Below are 19284 nucleotides of genomic sequence, written 5' to 3'. Positions count from 1 at the left end.
CACCACTTGTCGTTACTGGGTAACGAAACATCCCCAAAGCGGACAGCATGCCGTGCCCTATGCCCAACGTCCATCACGGTCCTCGCGAGGCGCTTACCACTGTCCTGAGGCGCGTGCGAGGAGCGCTGCATTTCAAAACATGTTGCCGGAGACAGCGTTCGCGGCGTTAACGAAAAAGGGGTTACGGCATTCACCGTAACCCCTTTCCAACTGCATTGGTGGGCCTCCCGTGAGTCGAACACGGCACCAACGGATTATGAGTGCGTTTCAACCACCATGGCACATCCCCCTTCGCGCTGCTACAGCCTTCCAAATCAATATGTTATGAGCGCACAAGGGAGGATACACCGCTATACAGTTGCCTTATCCTCCAATGCCGTTGACACCTTGTTGACACCGCAGCACGCGCAGCCTACGTCAGCCTGCAGATTCGCTCCATTCTACGGTAGTGCTCGCCATCTACCGCAGAGATAAGAGCAAATAGGCTCTTCGCCGCTTCCTTCGTTTCTTCAACCGTCATGGACGAAAATCCGACTAGGTCATCCAGATTATCGGCGTGCGACTCAACCTGGGCCAGTCGCTCCAATGCCCGCACCCGTCCAGCGTCCAGTCCATGCTCTAGCTTTAGAATCGCCTCCACCTTACTCGTGAGCCCATCTGGTCCTGGCAGTTTGAAAGCCAGAAAAACATCCAATAGCTTTCTAAGAGCGTTAGGTATTATGTAGAAATAGCCGTGATGCTCATCCGGGGCCGAGTTGAATCGCAGCACCAGATGGAAGAGATAGTGATACTCCGACTCATAATCACGTATATATTTCGGCAACTCAATCAACGAACTTCGCCGAGTTGTTGCATCACCGTCCTGCACAGTGTCCAGAAAGAGGAGCGCCGCTGTCCCCTCTTTTCCATTCCGCTCTGCCTCTTTCTTCGTTCGCATCCTCAACCATTTCTTCGTCTCGTTCATAAAATTCAAATTATGCGTGAGAAGAAAAAGTTGCCCAGCGTCCCCAAGCGCCGCCTTAACAATCCCGAAAGCATAATTCATCGCCTTAGTATCCAAACTCGAAACTGGATCATCTAAGACCACAATAAGATCCTTCCTCTTCCTCCCCTCCGCCTCAATAGTCGAAAGGAAATAGCAAAGAGAAATGGCCGTCTTCTCGCCTTCGCTCAATGAGCCCAATGCCGTACTTCCGTTACGCTCCAATTGGTAACCATCCTCCTTCGGAACGAGAGAAAGATCTTGCCTACCAAGGTAACTGTGGATGAGCTTATTAATTACACTAGCTGCAGGACCGTGCTTCCGAACAGCCTTCTTCAGCTCACGTTCACGGTCCTTCAATTTGGATATCTGGTCGCGGATTTCATCTACGCCCTTCTTCGCGTCTTCCGCAGATTTTTTCGCATCCAAATAGACCTGCTCACCTTCTGCCAGATAGTGAGACTTCAACTCTTTTGCTGCACGATTTTTTGTCTCAGCAAAGTCGGCCGACTCCTCGTTATGTCGTCGTATTTCTACATTTATAGCCTTGACCTGCGCGCCAATCACTTCGTCGATACGAATACTCTCCTCCAGAGCAACAAAGGCATCCAAGGCGATTATGCTATTGGGGGATGAATCCTTTTCCGTAAGAATGGTCAGAGCGGAATCGCATATCTGCTCAAGCTCCTGAACAGCAGCCCGAAGCTCGCCAACTGCGCTCACATAGTTCGCCCTGACCGACTGCGACATATCGTTCGGCGAGGGGAGATTGGTCACCAATCTCCCATATAAAATCTTCAGCTGAGACGGCAAAGCTAGCGCCGATTTAATCTCCACCTTGAATTCATCGTAAGCATTGTCTATTGCCCGTCGCAAATCGTCGAGACGAGATGCCGTTAGATCTCCGCCACAAAAGAGGCAGCTATGTAGTGCTTTTGCCGAGTGATATTTGAGACCAATCGCAAGCCAATCTCTCATACTCTCATGCTCGCTCAGGCCTTCCAGCGTCATTGATCCAATCGTCTTTGGCGCCATCAACCTAACCGTCTCCACCAATCCCCGCAACGGCTTTCCAGGCGACTCAATTGCTGCTACGGCAGCCAATGCCGACTCCTGCATAAGGATGGCACGCAAATTTGACCGCTGGTCCTCGTCACGTAGGCTGTCTACAGAATACGAACCTCGAACATAATCTAACGCCAGTGTCTGCGCATCGTATTTTCGCCCCAGATTCAGTTGTTCGGCAATAAGCCTAGCGGCATCCCGCTTCAACTGTACAAAGCCCTTATCTTTTTCGGACTGCAGCGCCTCCGAAGATTTTAATGGCTCCGCGAACTCGTGTATCTTTCTTGATACCTCCGCGAGCTCTTCTGCAAGTGCAGCCTGCTCTCGACCCAAGTAAAACACAGGCTTAGCAGTACCTTCCTTCCATTTAAAGCTTTCCTCAACAAAGTCAACATTGAAAACCAGCAACCTACTCTTCAGACCGTCAATGTTACCATCACTTTTTATTACAGATCCATCACTCAACTGAATTTCAAAATAACCACCACTAGGTAATTCTGGACGTAGCACCCCCGTTTCAAGACTGCCGAATATTCTAGATAGGGTCGTTTTTCCACTACCGTTAAAGCCGTAGACCAAGTTGTATTGGAGGCATTCCTCGGCCTCAGCGAGCTTGCAATCCTTGAAAACCCCAACATTTCTCAAAGGAGCAATGCGACGAATTACGATAGCAGGCATACCAGTTATTCCCGTCACGAAAATTAAAACGCCAGCGGCAATTTATACAACATTATCAAACCAACGAGATGATGCATCAATAATGCGGACATGACAGCCCCACCGCTTTGGAGTTCACCACGGACTCTGTTATACAAGGGGCAGAAGAGGGGAGCGGCGGCGGGATCAAGGTGCCAAAAATCGTAGCGTACCGGAGTCGCTGGCATAGGGAGGCATGCGTCATCTGTCACGCCTTGTAGGGCTGGCGGGGAGGCCAAAGACCGCGTCGACCTGCCGCTTGAACCTCAGCATCTGGTCCATCACTGACCTAGACTCTTCTGGACCAGTAATACACTCGCCGCATGCCGGACAAAAATCGCCTGTCACAGCCAAGATCAGCGTCGATCTGCCCCTATAACTGTGATGAAGGTCACGCGTATCCCGTATCAGGTGAGCCTGACCACAAGTTGGACACCTCATTTCCCCTCCTACAGGCATCTGACAAGGTAGAGCCCCAGCACTGCTCCATCCTCGCGGACAACGCAGCCATGCATATTGGACAGTGGAATGACTCGAAACCGTGACAGATGACGCACGCGAGCATTCGGTGCGGAAATTTTAGCCGCTAAAGCTGTCGCCATGTCTATTTGCGAGACAGCCACGCGGGGGGATGACAAATGGCACAGGATCTAGGGGAGGCCGTGCCCCTACACTTCAGCAGCCGTGACAGATGACGCATGCCGCTTCCCCAAGCTGAATGCCGTTTCATAACATAACGTAACGTAACAGAACGAACGGCCTGTTGTGGAACGGTGTCATCATCACCAACGAACAGATGAACCACCCAGCCGCGTGGGGGGACTGTCACGGCAGATGACACACAGCAAGAAGGCGACCAGGATTTTAGCCGCTAAATTCCGATTACTTGCCGAGACGGACTTTCAACGTAGAAGCGACCGGCCTGCTCAAGCTTTCACGCTGGCCCGCCTACCCCGGGAAGCTTACTTCCTCCTCGCAAGAACATCCTGGATGTGCTTCGCGATCTTCTCTCTGAAAAAACTAGGGCTACATCGCTCCCAGCGCTTCTCACCTTTCCAAACGCTACCATCGTAGATGTAATACACAACGCGAATTGCCCTATCTTCTCTTTTCACCTGGAAGAAATAGTTTCGAGCATCCACGAAATCAAACAGGACGACAAATGGTAGAGATTTAGATAGCGAAAGAAGGGCATTAAACGTTTCGTCATCGGGATAGTGATGCTTAACAACCTCGATAGCGACCCACGGGTACCTTGAAGTCAGTTGAAGGTCCCTAGTAGCGCCAAACAAGTCATGGCGACTGCGGACGTCTTCGGATAGTGCACGTGTTACTTCTTTGCCCCACGTGTACCGACGTGTCTCCGTGAATGCAACAAACTGTTCCTCCTTCCCCTCGCCTTCTCCATCCCACGTGTTGAAGCCGATCTTGTAATTGACGTCCGAACCCAGTATCTCCAATAGCTCGTTAACGCGCTGGTTGTGAGCTGGATCAGTCTCTGCTGATGCGTGAAGCTTTCTCAGCTTGTTGGATAGCGAGTAGAAGTGTGGACTATCAGCGCGATAACGCGGATAAAGCCGATACTCCTCATCTTCATCCCAAAGCTCTATGGATCGAGCAAAAGCTCGTTTTCCTACGTCATGCAGTTCGTGCGGGAATATCTGACACTTCGTCCCCTCGGAATTGTGATAGATGGCGACTGGATGTTTAGGCATGGAAATTAGATTAATCAACCTGTGCCGCAATTTTCGCACACTTTGTACGCACGATATTCCATCGCGAACCATGCCACTCGGCTGGCTGGATAGCGTCAGATGCGATTCAATTGAAGCACTAGAAGAATCTCGGACTCCGCCATTCCACGCGAAGTACTGTCAAGAAACCGCGGCAGGAATGACATGCCACTTCGAGTCCCAGTGTCCTTGCTCATCCTCAGTCCGCCCAGCAAGATCATTTCACCATCAGCCATGGACACCGAGCTGGTTACCTCACGCGTATTCAGCGTCGGTGAGCCATTCACACCAGTGGTGGTCTTCACGAAATCTGAGATCTGTTGCGATACCGTAATATCGATGCTGCTTTCCTTGACGGTAGGACGCAGCTCGAAGATGACACCGGAAGACTGGTACTCGACCGACTGCACCGCTTGGCCAGAGCCCTGCGGGTATGACACGGCACCAAGCACCGGCACTTTTTGGCCCACCGTCAGCCGGCCCGTTTCACCCGACCGGATGCGCAGGTTAGGGCTATTGATAACCTTGAAGCGAGAATCCTCCGCCAGCGCGGAAAATACCGCATCAATGGTGTTGTTCTTAAACCGGATTGCATTTGGCAGAACACCCGCGGTGCCAAGGCTGAGCGCCAGCTTACCTCCCAGCAGGTTCAACGCGAGTTGGAAAGCGGATCCCTCGTCCTTCGTCGTGGCCACCTCATAGGCCACCGCGCGCACGGCCACCTCGCCGCCTGGCACGTCGAGCTGCGGCAGCAGCTTGTTGAGCATCGCCACTTCCTTTGGCGTGCCAGCGAACACCAGCGTGTCGCTGCTCTGATCGACCATCGCCGCCGCAGTGCCCGCTGGCGGGTTGTTGCTCACCTTGACACCCTCCGGCGCGGTCACGCTGCGATTGAGCGTCAGCCCTCGCGGAAATAGTGGCCGCAGCAACGTGGACAGATAGGCCACGTTGCGATACTTGGGCCGGTACACCGTCACCTCTTTTTCCTCGTCGGCGCGCGCCTCGTCCGGCTTTGGCTTGAGCGTAACGAAGTCCACCCCGGCCCGGCTCTGCATCTGCATGCCAAGCGTGTCAAGGAACGCGCCGAGGAAGGTGCGCAGATCGCCCTTGGTGGCGTCATAGCGGAATGACACCGTGCGCTGGTCCGTCAGCACCTCCGGGGCCAACACGTAGGGTGAACGCAATGCCTCGCCGTAGATCACCTGCAGGACCTGAGCCACCTGGACCAACTGGAAATCGAATCGCGCAAGCGGCTTCGCAGCCGGCAGGGTCAGGCCCGCCACCGAGGCAGGCAGCGGCGGCAGCTCACCGGCATGCGCCGCCCCGGCTATCAGCGAAATCAGCATGAGCAGACGCCTCATTTCTTGGTCTCCATCGAGGGAACAACAGAACCAGCAGGCGGCTTCGCACCAGTCCACGGGGCTACGCGCTGGCCGTCGATCTCACCGATTGCCGCGATGCCAGCATTGCGGAACATCGAGGGCGACTCCACGCGCAGCCGCCCTTGCCCGTCCGATACCACCACGAAGCGCTCGCCATTGGCTTCATAGGCCCCGGCGATGCGCCATTCCGAGCTGTAATCGTCCTTACCCGACGACCCGCCCGCCTTGCCTTTCGCGTTCCCCGGCGCAGGCACCGCCGCGGCTTCCGATGCCGATTGACCAGGCGCGCCAGCCTTTGCCGCCCCGGGCTTGCTGTCGCCGCCGCGCTTGGCGAAAAACCGGTACGTGAAATAGCCGCCGAAGGCCCACGCCAGCACGATCACCACGATTAGGGCGATCACCTTGGGATCGCGCAGCACGTTCTGGCGCTTGTCTACCCGCACCTCTTTGGCGTTGTCCCCGTCATAGCTCTTGTAGAGCGGGAACACGTCTTTCTGGTACTTCTTGATGAAGGTGCTGACCCGCGTAGTCTTGTTCTGTTTCCAGCTCTCGTACATCTCGACACGGTAGGCGGTCGGCTGGCCCAGCGACTTGAGCTTATGCATGCGAAAGCTCAGCTCCACCACCGCTTTGAGCGCCCGCGACAGGCCGCCGATATCCTGCGACATCATCACCACATCGCACGTCACGCCCGTTTGCGGATGCACATAGTGCCGGTGCATGCGGAAGAACTGCATGTGCTCGGCGGGCAGTTTGCCCTTGTCCTGATCCCAGAACCGCCACGCCTCATCGATGGCGACCAGATCCCCGCCCTTCACCACCGAGTCAATCTCTGGCTGCTTCTCGTCAGGGAAAAAGCCTGGCTTCATCACGCACTCGTCGGTCACGTGCACGATGGAACCGAGCTTAGCCGGATCGAGGCCTGGCAGCTTCTTCAGCAGGTACTCATGGATGCGCTCTTCGTTGATACCTACGACATTGGTCACCACGCGCCGCCCAGCGGCGACGGCATCACACACCGGACCGCTCACCACCTCATAGGATTTGCCGGAGCCCATGACCCCTCCGTAGAACGTGATCGACATGGCTTATCCAATCACCGGCAGGCGGCGGATGATGAAACGCGACACCATGCCCGAGATGATGATCGGCAGGCCCTGCGACACTGCGAACAGATCGAGGAAGTACCACGTGGTGGCCGACAGCCCGGATAGCGAGGCATTGAGGCTTGCCGCCGTGGGCAGGATGCCGACCTGTTGCAGCACGCCTACGAACTCGGTCGTGATGAACCACAGCGCAAAAAACACCACGAACTTGACCACCAGCGAACGGAACACGAAGCCCAGCAGCGTATTGACACCCGCAAGAATAAACGCCCACATAGCCGCCTCACGCCATAAGGATGATCAGCAGCGCCCCGAGCGCCCAACAGACCATCATGGTTTGGTAGAGCATCTGCCGCGTGCTCTCCGCGAGCTGGCAGTGCGAATCGAACGTGACGTGCCACGAGAACACGTCCACCGAAGGTCTAGGACACTCACCCTGGTGTTGTGGCGTGGTGAACGCTTTGAGGTCTGGCATCAGGTTCAGCAGGGGGTCGAGAATCGAGCGCGCGGTGGGCGTTGATTCCAGCCCCGGCGTCCCCACGTTGGGCGCCTCCCCTAGATCAATCTGCACCCTGTTGGTCACGTTCACGTTCGGCGTGTTGACCACATTGACGTTGTTGCCTGGAATCGGATCAGGGTTCGTGCCAGGATCGGGCCCCGAATTCGTGCCAGGCGTGACCGTGGGGCTGATGACCACTATCTGCGATCCCGGGCTATTGGCCGGTGTCATCAAGTCCCCGACGGTCGGCGCAGAGGAAGGGTTCGCGTCGATCCATGGCTGCGCGTCCATGGCTGTGACTGGCTGGCTGTAAGAGTAAGGAAGTCCTTCATATCCAGGTTGCCCGGCTGCCTGACGCCACTGTGCGTCCACGATCCTGGCCAATGAATCGCCAGATAGCTTTGCCGAGCCGAATGTCTGAGGCATCGACTTTACGGCTGAGTCCAGATCGCTATAGAACTGCGGCCCGATGTCGCCATAGACGCTCCCGTCAAGGTTCTTCGTGGTCGTCCGCGAATAGCTGGGCAAGCCTTGATCATCGCCGCCCGAGCGTGCCTCGTAGATGTACACCGCCACTCGGCTTCCGCCGTTGCTATTCGGTACCTGCTGCGCCCCTGCAAACTGCCACGTATAGGTGACTCCCGGTGTTGGATTGATGATCGGATTTGTGAGGAACGTAATCCATCTACCGAAAGTGTTAAGGTCGTTCGTCACCAACACCGTCTTTCCGTAGTAGTCCGCCGCGTAGCGATAACTCGGCACATCCGGGCTGAGCGGCAACGCGTAGCACGCGTCGTTCGCGTAGCAATTGTTGAGATCGCGATAGATTGGAGCGCCCTGCGCCACCGCTTTCGCCCACAACGGCGTCTGGTCAACAAGCATGGGTGGCATATATGCCGGCATGGCTGCTCCAGGCACCTCCACTTGCAGCTTGTTGCCCGTATCGGTACTAGCAATGGACAACTGCGCTGGCTTGCCATTTATCATTGCCGAGATTCCAATACCGAGCGCCACGACGCCAAGCCCCGCCGCGATACCCATCCAAACCGGTGCTCCTCCAACAGCCATACCAACCCCCACCGCCGTACTGGCGACATTCAGCCCCGTACTGACCGTGCCCATGCCGGTCAGCGTCGCGGCAATCCTTGGATCATTTGCGGCAAAACCTCTAGCAGCCGCCACCCGCGTCACCACGTTAGCCACTGCTCGGTTGACCACGAAGTTAGCGACCGGCAACGCCTGCGCCTGGACATGCTGATTTACCAGCATCGCGCCGAGACACAGCAACAGGATCAACTTTCGAAAGCGCGCCATCAGTTGCTCCGCAGTCCGGTAACGACAGACCATCCGCAGACAATGCCCCAGGCAAAAGTGAACAGATACCAAAGCTCGTTTGTGCTCACCTCATCCCCCCACAGACAAAAAAAGAGGGGAACGTCAACGACGCCCCCCTGCCTTCCCAACCAAGAGCGCTTAGCGACCGCGAATCATGCCCAGCACGATACGCACACCCTTGATCGATGCGTAGAGCGCCGCCAGAAGACCGCCGATAGCGAACACACCAACCAGGACATCTGCGAACGAGACTTGGCCGGTGAGCTGATCCATCGACGGTGCAGTCTGTGCATGAGCGATACCGGCACCGACAAGCGCGACAGCACCAGCGGCCGCACGAGTTGCGATGGATTTCAGGTTTTGCAGCTTGGCTTTCATGACTTCTTCCTTTTCACGTTGCGCCGGAATACCCGGCTGTTATTGCGACCTCAGGCTTGACGAATCAGGCCCAAGACCGCGCCGACCTTGGCACTCACGAGATACAAACCAACGACCATCGTGAATGCCACGGACCATACGACGCCCGCATACTCGTAATCGAACGGCTTGGCCGCTGCTTCAAGCAGTGACTGGGCCGAGGAATCGAGCACATAGGCCTGCATCGATTGGAGCTTGAATGCCTGCGCGCCACTCGACGGACATGCCTGCGAGTCAGTCGCATTAGCAGTCTCGCCTGCGGCTAAAGGCACGCAAATGAGGATGTTCTGCACCGACCCGATCACGACAGTCCCCATGGATCGACCGCCGGCACGGAGCCCTCAGTGCCGTGACGACTATCACCCGCCGCCACATTGACCGTTGCAGCTTCACTCATCCTTAACATCAAGGGTCATATCGACCGGCGTGATCGTTTCGAGCTCGCCGGTATCCTTGTTCTTGATCTGGTACGCCTTGCGCTGGTAGCCGCCTAACGTGCAGGTCACTGTGACTTCGTCACCGCGCTCGCCCAGCTTGTTTTTGCCCCGGATCTCCACGATCTGCGGCCGGCTGTAGGCGTCCGGTGCAGGCGTCATGATCCGGGTATAGCGTGTGCCTTCGTGCGAGCGCTGCGCCTCAATTCGGCCTCGCACTAGAACATGCATCGGCTTGATTTGAGCCGAGGTAGAACGAACGGTGGTTTCTGCTGTGGACATGACAACTCCTTACGCGGCGAGCCGCAGTGTTTCCCGGCTGACCTGGAATTCCTCGCGATTGCGCGCCGGGAGATGGCACATCCGAGGGTCCGACCTAATCGGACTGAAATCGTGCGGGAGCACCGAGTTGTTTGCGACGACCTGGACATCCGTACCGCGCCAGGACACCCCGGCCTCTTCGAGCTGCTTGCGGCAGCGGTAGAACGTGGCCCTGGCAAAGTGTTCGCGCGTGACCTCGTCACCCAGGGTCGTCAGCGACCCCCAGAAGCCGTACAGGCGCATGCCGAGCGTGTCACCGTAGACGCCCTTCAACCGGTGCAGGACTGCCCTGCTCTCTCTCACCGTGGCCATGGCCTGTTTCCCCTCTCGCAGCAGCTTCTCGATCTCGGTGTCGAACACGCTTTCCAAGTACGCGTCCGACACCTCATCAACGCGCGGATTTTTGCCAAAGTCGTACTGCAGCTTGTCGCTGTGAATCTCCACCTCGGCGCGCAACCGCATATCGGCCAGACGCTGCAGCGCCGCGATCTTGCGTTCCACCCGTGCGCGGTTTTCCGGGTCGTCGCGCCCATACAGATGGTTGAACATTTGCTGGAAGAAGGCCCGCAGCCGGCCCCTGTCGTGCACCTGGAACTCGGTGCCCTTGTGATAGAACTTGACCGTGGTGGTCTTCCCGGCGAAGTAGACCGCCATCGCGTACTTAGCTGCACCCTTCTTCCGCCGCGGGAAGCTGATGAGCTGAAGTCCGTCGAAGAACTCCTTGCACGCCGCCTTGCTCAGCCGATACACCGACGCCACGTCCACCCGGTGCACCGTCCACCAGTCCGCAGCCGGCAGATCGGTTTCAAGCAGCTCCTCGACCAAGTGCACGAACTCCCGGCACGCCTGACGAAAATCGGTCGGCCCCCCATAGACGTTGTGACCGTGCTTGATCTTGTGCACCGAGGCTTCGATCAGGATGTAGGGCTCGCACGGCACCAGCTCTGGGCGACCGTTCTTGTTGACCACCCACTCTTCATTCTTGGGGATCACCGAGATGCGCGAATCCCAGGAGCCGAGCAGCTCGCCGGTGAAAAGCTCATACAGGATTTCCCCGCTGGCGCAGTCCAGGCCAGAGCGCAACAGGCACTGCCGCTTGATGCGCTGGACCACGGCGTCACCGAGGTACGGAGAGCGCAGCTTGACCGTGTCGTAGGCCATGCTCAGAACCCCTCCCCGCTATCGCACCGAGTCTCGCCCGTGAGACTGTCAGGCGGTGCTACCACGCCCGCCTGACAAAAAGCAGCCTCGCTGCGCGAGGCCAAAGAATCGAGCGCTGCGGCCTCCTGCAGGGCTGCATTGACCAAGTCGAGCGAGGCCCCTGCCGGACGCATGGAATCGCCCACGCGGCTGCGCGGTGCCGGGGAGGCGTCGAACTCAAAGTGTTCGCCGCGCATGGCGGCATAGAGGCGCGCATTGGAGACGACGCGGCGAGCTTCAGCTTGGTTGGCGCGAACGATGACAAGCCAAGGCGGCAACGTGGTGCCTGCTGTAGCGGCCGGGACTGGCATCATGCGAAGTCCGGCATGCCCGGCGCGTCGTGCGCTGCGTGCGTCCTCGCTACGCTGCGGGCGACCGTCAGCGCAGGACGCGCCGCTGGCGCATTCGGACGACAACTGATCGTGTTGCCCCATCTCGACAATCATGAGCGCTCGGGATGGGTAAACTCACGGCCAAGAAGCTGGCTCTGAAGGAGAGCGAGATTGATCAGGCTGTACTTCCCTACCCGATAGGTAGGCCAGTAGCCCTTGTCACACTGGGATTCAATAACGCCAAGAGGAAGACCTACGAGTTCCGCGAAACGCTCGCGCGTGACCAACGGTGAATGCGCAGCCCCGAGCAAGGGGGCGGCATCGGCCCCATTGGTCATCACCCTCTCACGAAATTGCATGGCATACATACCCTGTAACATTGCATGCCATGCATACTTTCACAAGTTTGCATGAAATGCAATATCTTTGAGGGACGCCGGAACCGGGGATCGATATGACGACAGACGAACGAACCGACAACGAGCAGCCAGAAGACCTGCGGACGAAGGATCTCCGCGAGCGAATGATTACCCTGATCAAAGTGCTGGGTACTGACGACTACGGCCGATACACATGGCTGGCCAAGCGAACTGGTGTGCCCGCTCAAAAGTGGGCGAATCTGTTCAATCGGAGGCAGCAACCGACCGTTGAGATGATCCAAGCAGTGTCAAAGCTGGACCCTCGATACACTGAATGGCTTGTGACGGGAGAGGCGCCTGCACTTTTTCCTCAGGACCCATTCGACGGAATCAACAAGTCATTGAATGACGCCCTCCTCTACAACCCATCCGCGAGGAGAGATCTTTATCTACAGGCTGCGCAAATTGAGCGTCAATTTTGGGAATCGGATCTTGCGCCGAAAGCCGACGCCTGGAACAAGTACCTGGACGAAATCACTGCTCCGGGCCTAAGGAATGTCGAGGAGCGCTTGAGGGCAATGGCCGCAGAACAACCGCCGAAGACCTGCGATGGCGATAAAGAAGACTGACAGTGGTTGGGTTGCCGACATTCAGCCTGGCGGGCGCGGCGGTAAGCGGTATCGCAAGACGTTCAAGATCAAGGCGGATGCCTTGGCCTGGGAGGCTTGGCTCACTACCCAAGTGAACACGGTACCGGAATGGCAGCCGCAGAAGCGCGATACTCGCCGCCTTTCCGATCTCGTGAAACTATGGCACACCCACCACGGTGCGAACTTGCGCGCGGGCGATGATACACATGCCAGATTGCTTGCCATGTGCCAAGCCCTCGGTGATCCGACAGCAGACAGATTCAGTGCTGAGATGTTTGCGGAGTACCGCGCCAAGCGACAGCAGGCGGGTATCAGCGCCGGCGGAGTCAATCGCGAGCATGCCTACATGCGCGCGGTGTTCAACGAGTTGCGGCGCCTAGGCTTGTGGAAGAAAGAGAATCCACTGTCTGGCGTAAGGCAGATAAAGCAGGTCGAGCGCGAGCTTAGCTTTCTCAGCCTGCAACAGATCAAAGCCCTACTGTTGAGGCTAACAGACAGTGTCGATACGTTGCTGGTCTCGCAAGTTTGCCTTGCTACTGGTGCTCGCTGGAGTGAAGCGGAAGAGCTGACAGCAACACAGATCCGAGCTGGCTCCATTCACTTCACCGGCACAAAGAGCGGTCGGAATCGGAGCGTGCCGATTTCGTCTGAACTCCAAGAGAAGCTGGCCAACCACGCGGAAGCACGTAGTGAAGGCCGACTCTTTGGCAACTGCTATCACACCTTTCGCAAGGCCGTAGTCGCAGCCAAATTGGATCTACCTGACGGCCAGTTGACTCATGTCTTGCGGCACACCTTTGCCTCTCACTTCATGATGAACGGCGGCAACATCCTCGCATTGCAGCGCATCCTAGGCCATGCGTCACTGACGATGACCATGCGATACGCGCATCTGGCTCCGGAGCACTTACAGGAAGCCCGCAACCTCAACCCGCTTGCCATGCTGGAGCCCGGTTGACATTTCGTTGACAGCCCAAAAGAAAAAGGGGTTACGAAATATCGTAACCCCTTGTTTTTACTCCAAATATTGGTGGGCCTCCCGTGAGTCGAACACGGCACCAACGGATTATGAGTCCGCTGCTCTAACCAGGCATGAGCTAGAGGCCCTTGGAAGCGTTTAGTTGCCTTCCAGGAAACTCTTCAGCTTGTCCGAGCGGCTCGGGTGGCGCAGCTTGCGCAGTGCCTTGGCTTCGATCTGGCGGATCCGTTCACGCGTGACGTCGAACTGCTTGCCGACCTCTTCCAGCGTATGGTCGGTGCTCATTTCGATGCCGAAGCGCATGCGCAGCACCTTGGCTTCGCGCGGCGTCAGCGAGTCCAGCACGTCCTTGACGACGTCGCGCATGGAGCCGTGCAGCGCCGCTTCGGCCGGGGCCAGCGTATTGGTGTCCTCGATGAAGTCGCCCAGATGGGAGTCGTCGTCGTCACCGATCGGCGTTTCCATGGAGATCGGCTCTTTGGCGATCTTCATGATCTTGCGGATCTTGTCTTCCGGCATCTCCATCTTCTCGGCCAGCGTTGCCGGATCCGGCTCATTGCCGGTTTCCTGCAGGATCTGGCGCGAGATGCGGTTCATCTTGTTGATCGTCTCGATCATGTGCACCGGGATACGGATGGTGCGCGCCTGGTCGGCGATCGAGCGCGTGATGGCCTGGCGGATCCACCACGTGGCGTACGTCGAGAACTTGTAGCCGCGGCGGTATTCGAACTTGTCCACCGCCTTCATCAGGCCGATGTTGCCTTCCTGGATCAGGTCGAGGAACTGCAGGCCGCGGTTGGTGTACTTCTTGGCGATCGAGATCACCAGGCGCAGGTTGGCCTCGGTCATCTCGCGCTTGGCTTCGCGGGCACGACGCTCGCCCTCGGCCATCTTGCGGTTGACACCCTTCAGTTCCTTCAGCGGCAGCACCACGCGCGACTGCAGGTCGATCAGCTTCTGCTGCAGCTCATGCACGGCCGGCACGTTGCGCTCGACGATGGCGCTGTACGGCTTGCCGTCGGCCACCACGGTGTTGATCCACTCGAGGTTGGTCTCGTTGCCCGGGAAGCGGGCGACGAACTCCGAACGCGGCATGCCGCACTTGTCGACCACGATATTCAGGATCGAGCGCTCGAGCTTGCGCACTTCGTCCACCTGGCCGCGCAGCGTGTCGCACAGGCGCTCGACGTTGCGCGCGGTGAAGCGGATGCCCATCAGTTCGGCCTGGATGGCTTCCTGCGCCTTGACGTAGGGCTTGGACTTGTAGCCTTCCTTCTCGAACGCACGGCGCATCTTGTCGAACTGCTCGGCGATCACGCGGAATTTTTCCAGCGCGTTCTGCTTCAGTTCCTCGAGCTGGCGCGCGGACGCACCGGCGCCGGCACCGCCTTCGTCATCTTCGTCCTCGTCGCTTTCCTCTTCGTCGTCGGACTCGATATCCTCGTCGTCGGACGCCGCCGCCGGGGCGGCCGGCGCTTCAGGGGCTTCGTCGGCGTTCGGGTCGATCAGGCCGTCGACGAACTCGTCGATCTTGATCTCGTCGCTGGCCACGCGCTCGGCATGGGCCAGGATCTCGGAGATGGTGACCGGGCAAGCCGAGATCGCCATCACCATGTCCTTCAGGCCGGCCTCGATACGCTTGGCGATCTCGATTTCGCCCTCACGCGTCAGCAGCTCGACCGTACCCATCTCGCGCATGTACATGCGCACGGGGTCGGTGGTGCGGCCGAACTCGGAGTCCACCGTGGACAGGGCCGCTTCGGCCTCTTCCTCGGCTTCTTCCTCGCTGGTGGCGGACGGGGCGTTGTCGTTGAGCAGCAGCGTCTCGGCATCGGGCGCCTGTTCATAGACAGCGATGCCGATGTCGTTCAGCGTGGCGACCAGCGTGTCGATCGTTTCCGAATCGACCATGTCGTCCGGCAGGTGATCGTTGATTTCCGCATAGGTCAGGTAGCCGCGCGACTTGCCCAGCTTGATCAGCGCCTTGAGCTTCTGACGACGCAGCTCGAGCTCCTCTTCGGTGCCCTGCTGGGTCGAGGCGAACTCCTTGAGCAGGGCCTTTTCCTTGGCCTTGCGGTCCTTGGCTTTCTGCTTTTCGGTCTTCGGTGCCGCAGCGGGCGTTGCCGCCGGCATGTCGTTCTCGTAAAACTCTTCAGTCACGTCGTCTGTTGTGCTGTCGTCGTGCTGCATCTCGGCCTTGGGCTTGCGGCCACGCTTTTTCGGCTCCGGCTTGATTGCCGGCGCAGCGGGACGCTCGGATGCAACGGATGCAGGTGTCGCGGCGCGCGCCTTGGTCGCCGTCGCGGTGGTGTCCGCCTTGGCGGCTCCGCTCTTGGCGCCGGCTGCTGCCGCTCGCTTGCTCTCGACTTCGGTATTCTGCTGTTTCGCCACGGTGATACTCTTGCCTTTCACTGGTGCAGATGCGGCGACCTTGCCGCTCGTACTGGCGCTCTTGCCGCTCTCGCGTGCCGAAGTCGAGGCCTGTGTTTCCTTGGATGTGCGAGTCCTGGCGGGAGTCGTCACGGCGGGCGTCGTTTCAACGCTACGCGCGGACTTTGATGGCGCAGACCGGGCTGGTGTCTTGACTGACGCGGTCGATGTCTTCGCCGCCGTTGTTTTCACAGACGCCTTGCCGCTCCCTGACTGGGGAGCTTTAGAGGTAACCCTTTCGGTTGCTTTGGCCTTTGCCATTGGCACGCTCACTTTCACCAGAACTGGAGAGAAAGATTTCGCAATCCAAACCGGCTATTGTAGCACGCCACGGATAGCCGGCTTCCTGTCAGATGAGGTTTTCACCTGAAAAATCAAGGCTTAAGCTCGGCAGTGCCGGCCCAGTCCCTCTATTCCAACGCTTACCGCTGCCTCCCGGTTGATCGCCAGGGCGCCCCGCGGCGCTCTAGCCAAGTTGGCGCCGGCGGTGGATTTCGCCCACCAGCCAGCGCATACGCTGCTTGGCCGCTTCATCGGCCGTGCCGGCCACCACTTCGGCCTGCAGGACGTCGAGCTCGCGCCGCAGCGGCTCGGCCAGCAGCTTGGTGATGGCCGCGTCGAATTCATGGGTGGCGGGCGTCTCCTCGATCTCTTCGCGCAACACCGCCGTCCGCGCCCCGGCATACACCTCCGCGTAGGGCGACTGCGCCAGGTGTTCGCTGAAGGCCGCAAAATTGACCTCGCCTTCGATCGCATCACACGCCGCCACCAGATGCGCCAGCACTTCGCTGTCACCGCTGTCGCCATCGAGCAGCAGCGCGCGTGCATCTTCGTCCATCCGCGCCGACAACGCCGGATAGCACATCAGCAACTGGATTACCCGCTGCTCGAGGCCGGTCGGGGCCTGACGCCGCGCGCGCGGGCGCGGCTTTTCAAAACGGCCGACGCGGGCCGGGTCGCTGCGCAGGCCGCAGATCGCTTCGATCTCGGCCGGTGTCGTACCCGTGGCATCGGCAAGTTCACGCACAATCTGTAGCCGCAGGCCGCCGGCGGGCATGGCCTGCAGCAGCGGCCTGGCCTCGTATTGGGCACGGGCGCGGCCCTCTGGCTGGCGCATGTCCAGCTCTTCGGTCACCGATTGCAGCAAGAACCGCGACAGCGGCATGGCGTTGCGTACCTGGGTGGCAAAGGCCTCAGTGCCCTCTTCGCGCACATAGCTGTCCGGATCATGCTCGGCCGGCAGGAACAGGAAGCGGATGGTCTTGTTGTCGGCCACATGCGGCAGGCAGGCTTCCAGCGCCCGCCGCGCCGCACGGCGACCGGCAGCGTCACCGTCGAACGAGAACACCACCGCGTCGGTCTGGCGCAGCAGCTTCTGCACGTGCACAGGTGTGCACGCCGTGCCCAGGGTGGCGACGGCATTGGCGAAACCGAGCTGGGCCAGCGCCACGACGTCCATATACCCTTCGACCACCAGCACGTAGCCGGTTTCCCGAATGGCGTGACGGGCCTCGAACAATCCGTACAGTTCGGTGCCCTTGCTGAACAGCGGGGTCTCCGGCGAGTTCAGGTATTTCGGCTCGCCCTGCCCCATCACCCGGCCGCCGAAGCCGATCACGGCCCCCTTGGTGTTGCGGATGGGGAACATGATGCGGTCACGGAAGCGGTCATAGCGCCGTGGCTTGCCGTCCGCATCGCGTTTATCGCTCTCGATCAGCAGGCCGGCCTCGACCAGCGGCGCGGCGATGTTGTCGTCGCGATAGCTGCCGAACACGGCCTCCAGGCCCTGCCAGTCGTCCGGCGCATAGCCCAGGCCGAAGTTCGCGGCGACCTCGCCGGTGAGCCCGCGGCCCTTCAGATACTGGATCGCCTGCGGCGCACTGCGGAGCTGGCGGCGGTAGAAATCGGTGGCCCGGGTCATGGCGTCGGACAGCGCCACCGAACGTGCCTGCTGCTCGGCGCGCTGGCCCGGCGGCAGCCGGTCACGCTCTTCCGGCACGCTCATGCCGACCGACTGGGCCAGCTCGCGCACCGCTTCGGGATACGACTGGCCCGAATATTCCATCAGAAAGCCGATGGCCGAGCCATGCGCGCCACAACCGAAGCAGTGGTAGAACTGCTTGGTCGGCGACACCGTGAATGACGGCGATTTCTCGTTATGGAAGGGGCACAGCCCCATGAAATTGGCGCCGCCCTTCTTCAGCTGCACATACTTGCCCACCACATCGACAATGTCGACACGGTTGAGCAGGTCCTGAATAAAGGATTGCGGAATCACCCGAGAGACCGTCCTGAGGCATGGCCGACCCGCTGCGGGCGGCACTTTTCTTGGAATGCGTGACCGGTGCGGCGCCCGGCTGCTATCGAAACATTGTAGTGCAGCATGATACGGCCGCCGGCACTTGATTGCATCCTCGCGCAAATGCACCGAACCATACCGGTTCGGTGCATATCGTGCTGATAACGGATTAAATCAGTATTTACTTTGGTGCAAGCGCTGCCTTGACCAGCGCCGATACGGCAGTCATGTCGGCACGGCCGGCCAGCTTGCCCTTCAGCACGCCCATGACCTTGCCCATGTCCTGCGGACCGGTGGCGCCGGTGGCCGCCACGGCCTGCTGGACTTCCGCGGCGACTTCTTCGTCGGACAGCGCCGCGGGCATATAGACCTTCAGCACTTCGACTTCGGCCAGTTCCTTGTCGGCGAGATCATTGCGGCCGGCCTGCTGGAACTGCGAGATCGAATCCTTGCGCTGCTTGATCAGTTTCTCGACCACGGCCAGCACGGCGGCATCGTCCAGCTCCACGCGTTCGTCGACCTCGCGCTGCTTGATGGCGGCCAGCAGCAGGCGGATGGTGCCAAGGCGATCCGTTTCGCGGGCGCGCATGGCGGTCTTCATGTCTTCGCTGATACGGGCTTTGAGGGACATCGTGATCTTCCAGAAAAGTGGGTGGACACTCACAGGTGGCGGCGACGGCCGCCATCTGCAAGGTCCCAAACGCAAAAACCCGCCGAAGCGTACGCCACAGCGGGTCGGATGCAAGCGGGAAGTTGCCGGATCAGTACAGCTTCTTCGGCAGCATCTGGCTGCGGATGCGCTTGTAATGGCGCTTTTCGGCGGCAGCCTTCTTGCGCTTGCGGGCGGCGGTGGGCTTTTCGTAAAACTCGCGGGCCCGGAGTTCCGGAATCAGCCCGTTCTTCTCGATGGTGCGCTTGAAACGGCGCAAGGCGACTTCAAAAGGCTCGTTTTCCTTGAGACGGATCGTGGTCATTTGGCCTGAAAATAAAGAATTTTCGGGATAAGCGGCTTTACGAAGCCTTGGATTGTAGCACCAACAATCCGGGCAGGAAGTGGCGCGCAAC

At 58.9% G+C, this 19284-nt stretch carries 20 protein-coding genes and 2 tRNA genes; 3 read left to right on the top strand and 19 right to left on the bottom strand.

The features are described 5' to 3' along the window. Positions 1 to 216: 216 nt before the first annotated feature. From AB1I47_RS12275 to AB1I47_RS12210, 14 genes are all read right to left on the bottom strand, one after another. Positions 217 to 288, bottom strand: a tRNA-Ser gene (locus AB1I47_RS12275). Positions 289 to 412: 124 nt separating this feature from the next. Then, positions 413 to 2725: an AAA family ATPase gene (locus AB1I47_RS12270; RefSeq protein ID WP_354684024.1), complete on the bottom strand. Its 2313-nt coding sequence runs from the start codon at positions 2723 to 2725 to the stop codon at positions 413 to 415. Positions 2726 to 2944: 219 nt separating this feature from the next. Then, complete coding sequence (locus AB1I47_RS12265; RefSeq protein WP_354684023.1) at positions 2945 to 3184, bottom strand: type II toxin-antitoxin system MqsA family antitoxin; 240 nt, start codon at positions 3182 to 3184, stop codon at positions 2945 to 2947. A gap of 521 nt (positions 3185 to 3705) precedes the next feature. Beyond that, the gene (locus AB1I47_RS12260) at positions 3706 to 4458 is read right to left on the bottom strand and encodes a hypothetical protein (RefSeq protein WP_354684022.1); all 753 of its coding nucleotides are present in this window, start codon (positions 4456 to 4458) and stop codon (positions 3706 to 3708) included. Between the two features lie 95 nt (positions 4459 to 4553). Further along, on the bottom strand, positions 4554 to 5822 hold the full coding sequence (locus AB1I47_RS12255) for a type II secretion system protein GspD (protein WP_354684021.1): 1269 nt from the start codon (positions 5820 to 5822) through the stop codon (positions 4554 to 4556). An 11-nt stretch (positions 5823 to 5833) separates the two neighbouring features. Beyond that, positions 5834 to 6943: a zonular occludens toxin family protein gene (locus AB1I47_RS12250; protein ID WP_354684020.1), complete on the bottom strand. Its 1110-nt coding sequence runs from the start codon at positions 6941 to 6943 to the stop codon at positions 5834 to 5836. 3 nt (positions 6944 to 6946) lie between these two features. Next, positions 6947 to 7240: a DUF2523 family protein gene (locus AB1I47_RS12245; protein ID WP_354684019.1), complete on the bottom strand. Its 294-nt coding sequence runs from the start codon at positions 7238 to 7240 to the stop codon at positions 6947 to 6949. Between the two features lie 7 nt (positions 7241 to 7247). Continuing rightward, positions 7248 to 8777, bottom strand: a complete 1530-nt coding sequence (locus AB1I47_RS12240; RefSeq protein ID WP_354684018.1) for a hypothetical protein — start codon at positions 8775 to 8777, stop codon at positions 7248 to 7250. Positions 8778 to 8936: 159 nt separating this feature from the next. Then, positions 8937 to 9176, bottom strand: coding sequence for a hypothetical protein (locus AB1I47_RS12235; protein WP_354684017.1), 240 nt, complete (start codon positions 9174 to 9176; stop codon positions 8937 to 8939). A gap of 50 nt (positions 9177 to 9226) precedes the next feature. Beyond that, positions 9227 to 9532: a hypothetical protein gene (locus AB1I47_RS12230; protein WP_354684016.1), complete on the bottom strand. Its 306-nt coding sequence runs from the start codon at positions 9530 to 9532 to the stop codon at positions 9227 to 9229. A gap of 72 nt (positions 9533 to 9604) precedes the next feature. After that, positions 9605 to 9931, bottom strand: coding sequence for a single-stranded DNA-binding protein (locus AB1I47_RS12225; protein ID WP_354684015.1), 327 nt, complete (start codon positions 9929 to 9931; stop codon positions 9605 to 9607). Positions 9932 to 9940: 9 nt separating this feature from the next. Beyond that, on the bottom strand, positions 9941 to 11131 hold the full coding sequence (locus tag AB1I47_RS12220) for a phage/plasmid replication protein, II/X family (RefSeq protein ID WP_354684014.1): 1191 nt from the start codon (positions 11129 to 11131) through the stop codon (positions 9941 to 9943). Positions 11132 to 11133: 2 nt separating this feature from the next. Beyond that, positions 11134 to 11616 carry a hypothetical protein gene (locus AB1I47_RS12215; RefSeq protein ID WP_354684013.1) on the bottom strand — a complete coding sequence of 161 codons (483 nt, stop codon included), beginning with the start codon at positions 11614 to 11616 and terminating at the stop codon, positions 11134 to 11136. Next, positions 11613 to 11861: a hypothetical protein gene (locus AB1I47_RS12210; RefSeq protein ID WP_354684012.1), complete on the bottom strand. Its 249-nt coding sequence runs from the start codon at positions 11859 to 11861 to the stop codon at positions 11613 to 11615. The genes AB1I47_RS12215 and AB1I47_RS12210 overlap by 4 nt, the downstream gene beginning before the upstream one ends. Positions 11862 to 11956: 95 nt before the next feature. Between AB1I47_RS12210 and AB1I47_RS12205 the strand changes: the two genes are divergently transcribed. Further along, positions 11957 to 12490, top strand: a complete 534-nt coding sequence (locus AB1I47_RS12205) for a hypothetical protein (RefSeq protein WP_354684011.1) — start codon at positions 11957 to 11959, stop codon at positions 12488 to 12490. Continuing rightward, positions 12471 to 13469 carry a phage integrase gene (locus AB1I47_RS12200; protein ID WP_354684010.1) on the top strand — a complete coding sequence of 333 codons (999 nt, stop codon included), beginning with the start codon at positions 12471 to 12473 and terminating at the stop codon, positions 13467 to 13469. The genes AB1I47_RS12205 and AB1I47_RS12200 overlap by 20 nt, the downstream gene beginning before the upstream one ends. Before the next feature lie 70 nt (positions 13470 to 13539). On the opposite strand, the gene AB1I47_RS12195 is transcribed toward AB1I47_RS12200, so the two are convergent. Then, a tRNA-Ile gene (locus AB1I47_RS12195) sits at positions 13540 to 13618 on the bottom strand. 10 nt (positions 13619 to 13628) lie between these two features. Next, positions 13629 to 15902 carry an RNA polymerase sigma factor RpoD gene (rpoD, locus tag AB1I47_RS12190; protein WP_354684009.1) on the bottom strand — a complete coding sequence of 758 codons (2274 nt, stop codon included), beginning with the start codon at positions 15900 to 15902 and terminating at the stop codon, positions 13629 to 13631. Between rpoD and AB1I47_RS12185 the strand changes: the two genes are divergently transcribed. Continuing rightward, a complete protein-coding gene (locus AB1I47_RS12185; RefSeq protein ID WP_354684008.1) occupies positions 15892 to 16290 on the top strand; it encodes a hypothetical protein in 399 nt (132 codons plus the stop codon). The two genes, rpoD and AB1I47_RS12185, sit on opposite strands and share 11 nt — an antisense overlap. A gap of 96 nt (positions 16291 to 16386) precedes the next feature. Here the strand turns inward: AB1I47_RS12185 and dnaG are convergent, their stop codons facing one another. The 3 genes from dnaG to rpsU form a co-directional block, all read right to left on the bottom strand. Continuing rightward, positions 16387 to 18198, bottom strand: coding sequence for a DNA primase (dnaG, locus tag AB1I47_RS12180; RefSeq protein WP_354684007.1), 1812 nt, complete (start codon positions 18196 to 18198; stop codon positions 16387 to 16389). A gap of 202 nt (positions 18199 to 18400) precedes the next feature. Then, entirely contained in the window at positions 18401 to 18850 is a 450-nt protein-coding gene (locus AB1I47_RS12175; RefSeq protein WP_354684006.1) for a GatB/YqeY domain-containing protein, read from the bottom strand. A 130-nt stretch (positions 18851 to 18980) separates the two neighbouring features. Then, positions 18981 to 19193, bottom strand: coding sequence for a 30S ribosomal protein S21 (rpsU, locus tag AB1I47_RS12170; RefSeq protein WP_354684005.1), 213 nt, complete (start codon positions 19191 to 19193; stop codon positions 18981 to 18983). Between the last annotated feature and the right edge of the window lie 91 nt (positions 19194 to 19284).

Origin of the sequence: Cupriavidus necator, assembly GCF_040578825.1 — a bacterium.
GTDB classification, from domain to species: Bacteria; Pseudomonadota; Gammaproteobacteria; order Burkholderiales; family Burkholderiaceae; genus Cupriavidus; species Cupriavidus necator_E.
This window is presented reverse-complemented; position numbering and strand designations above follow the sequence as displayed.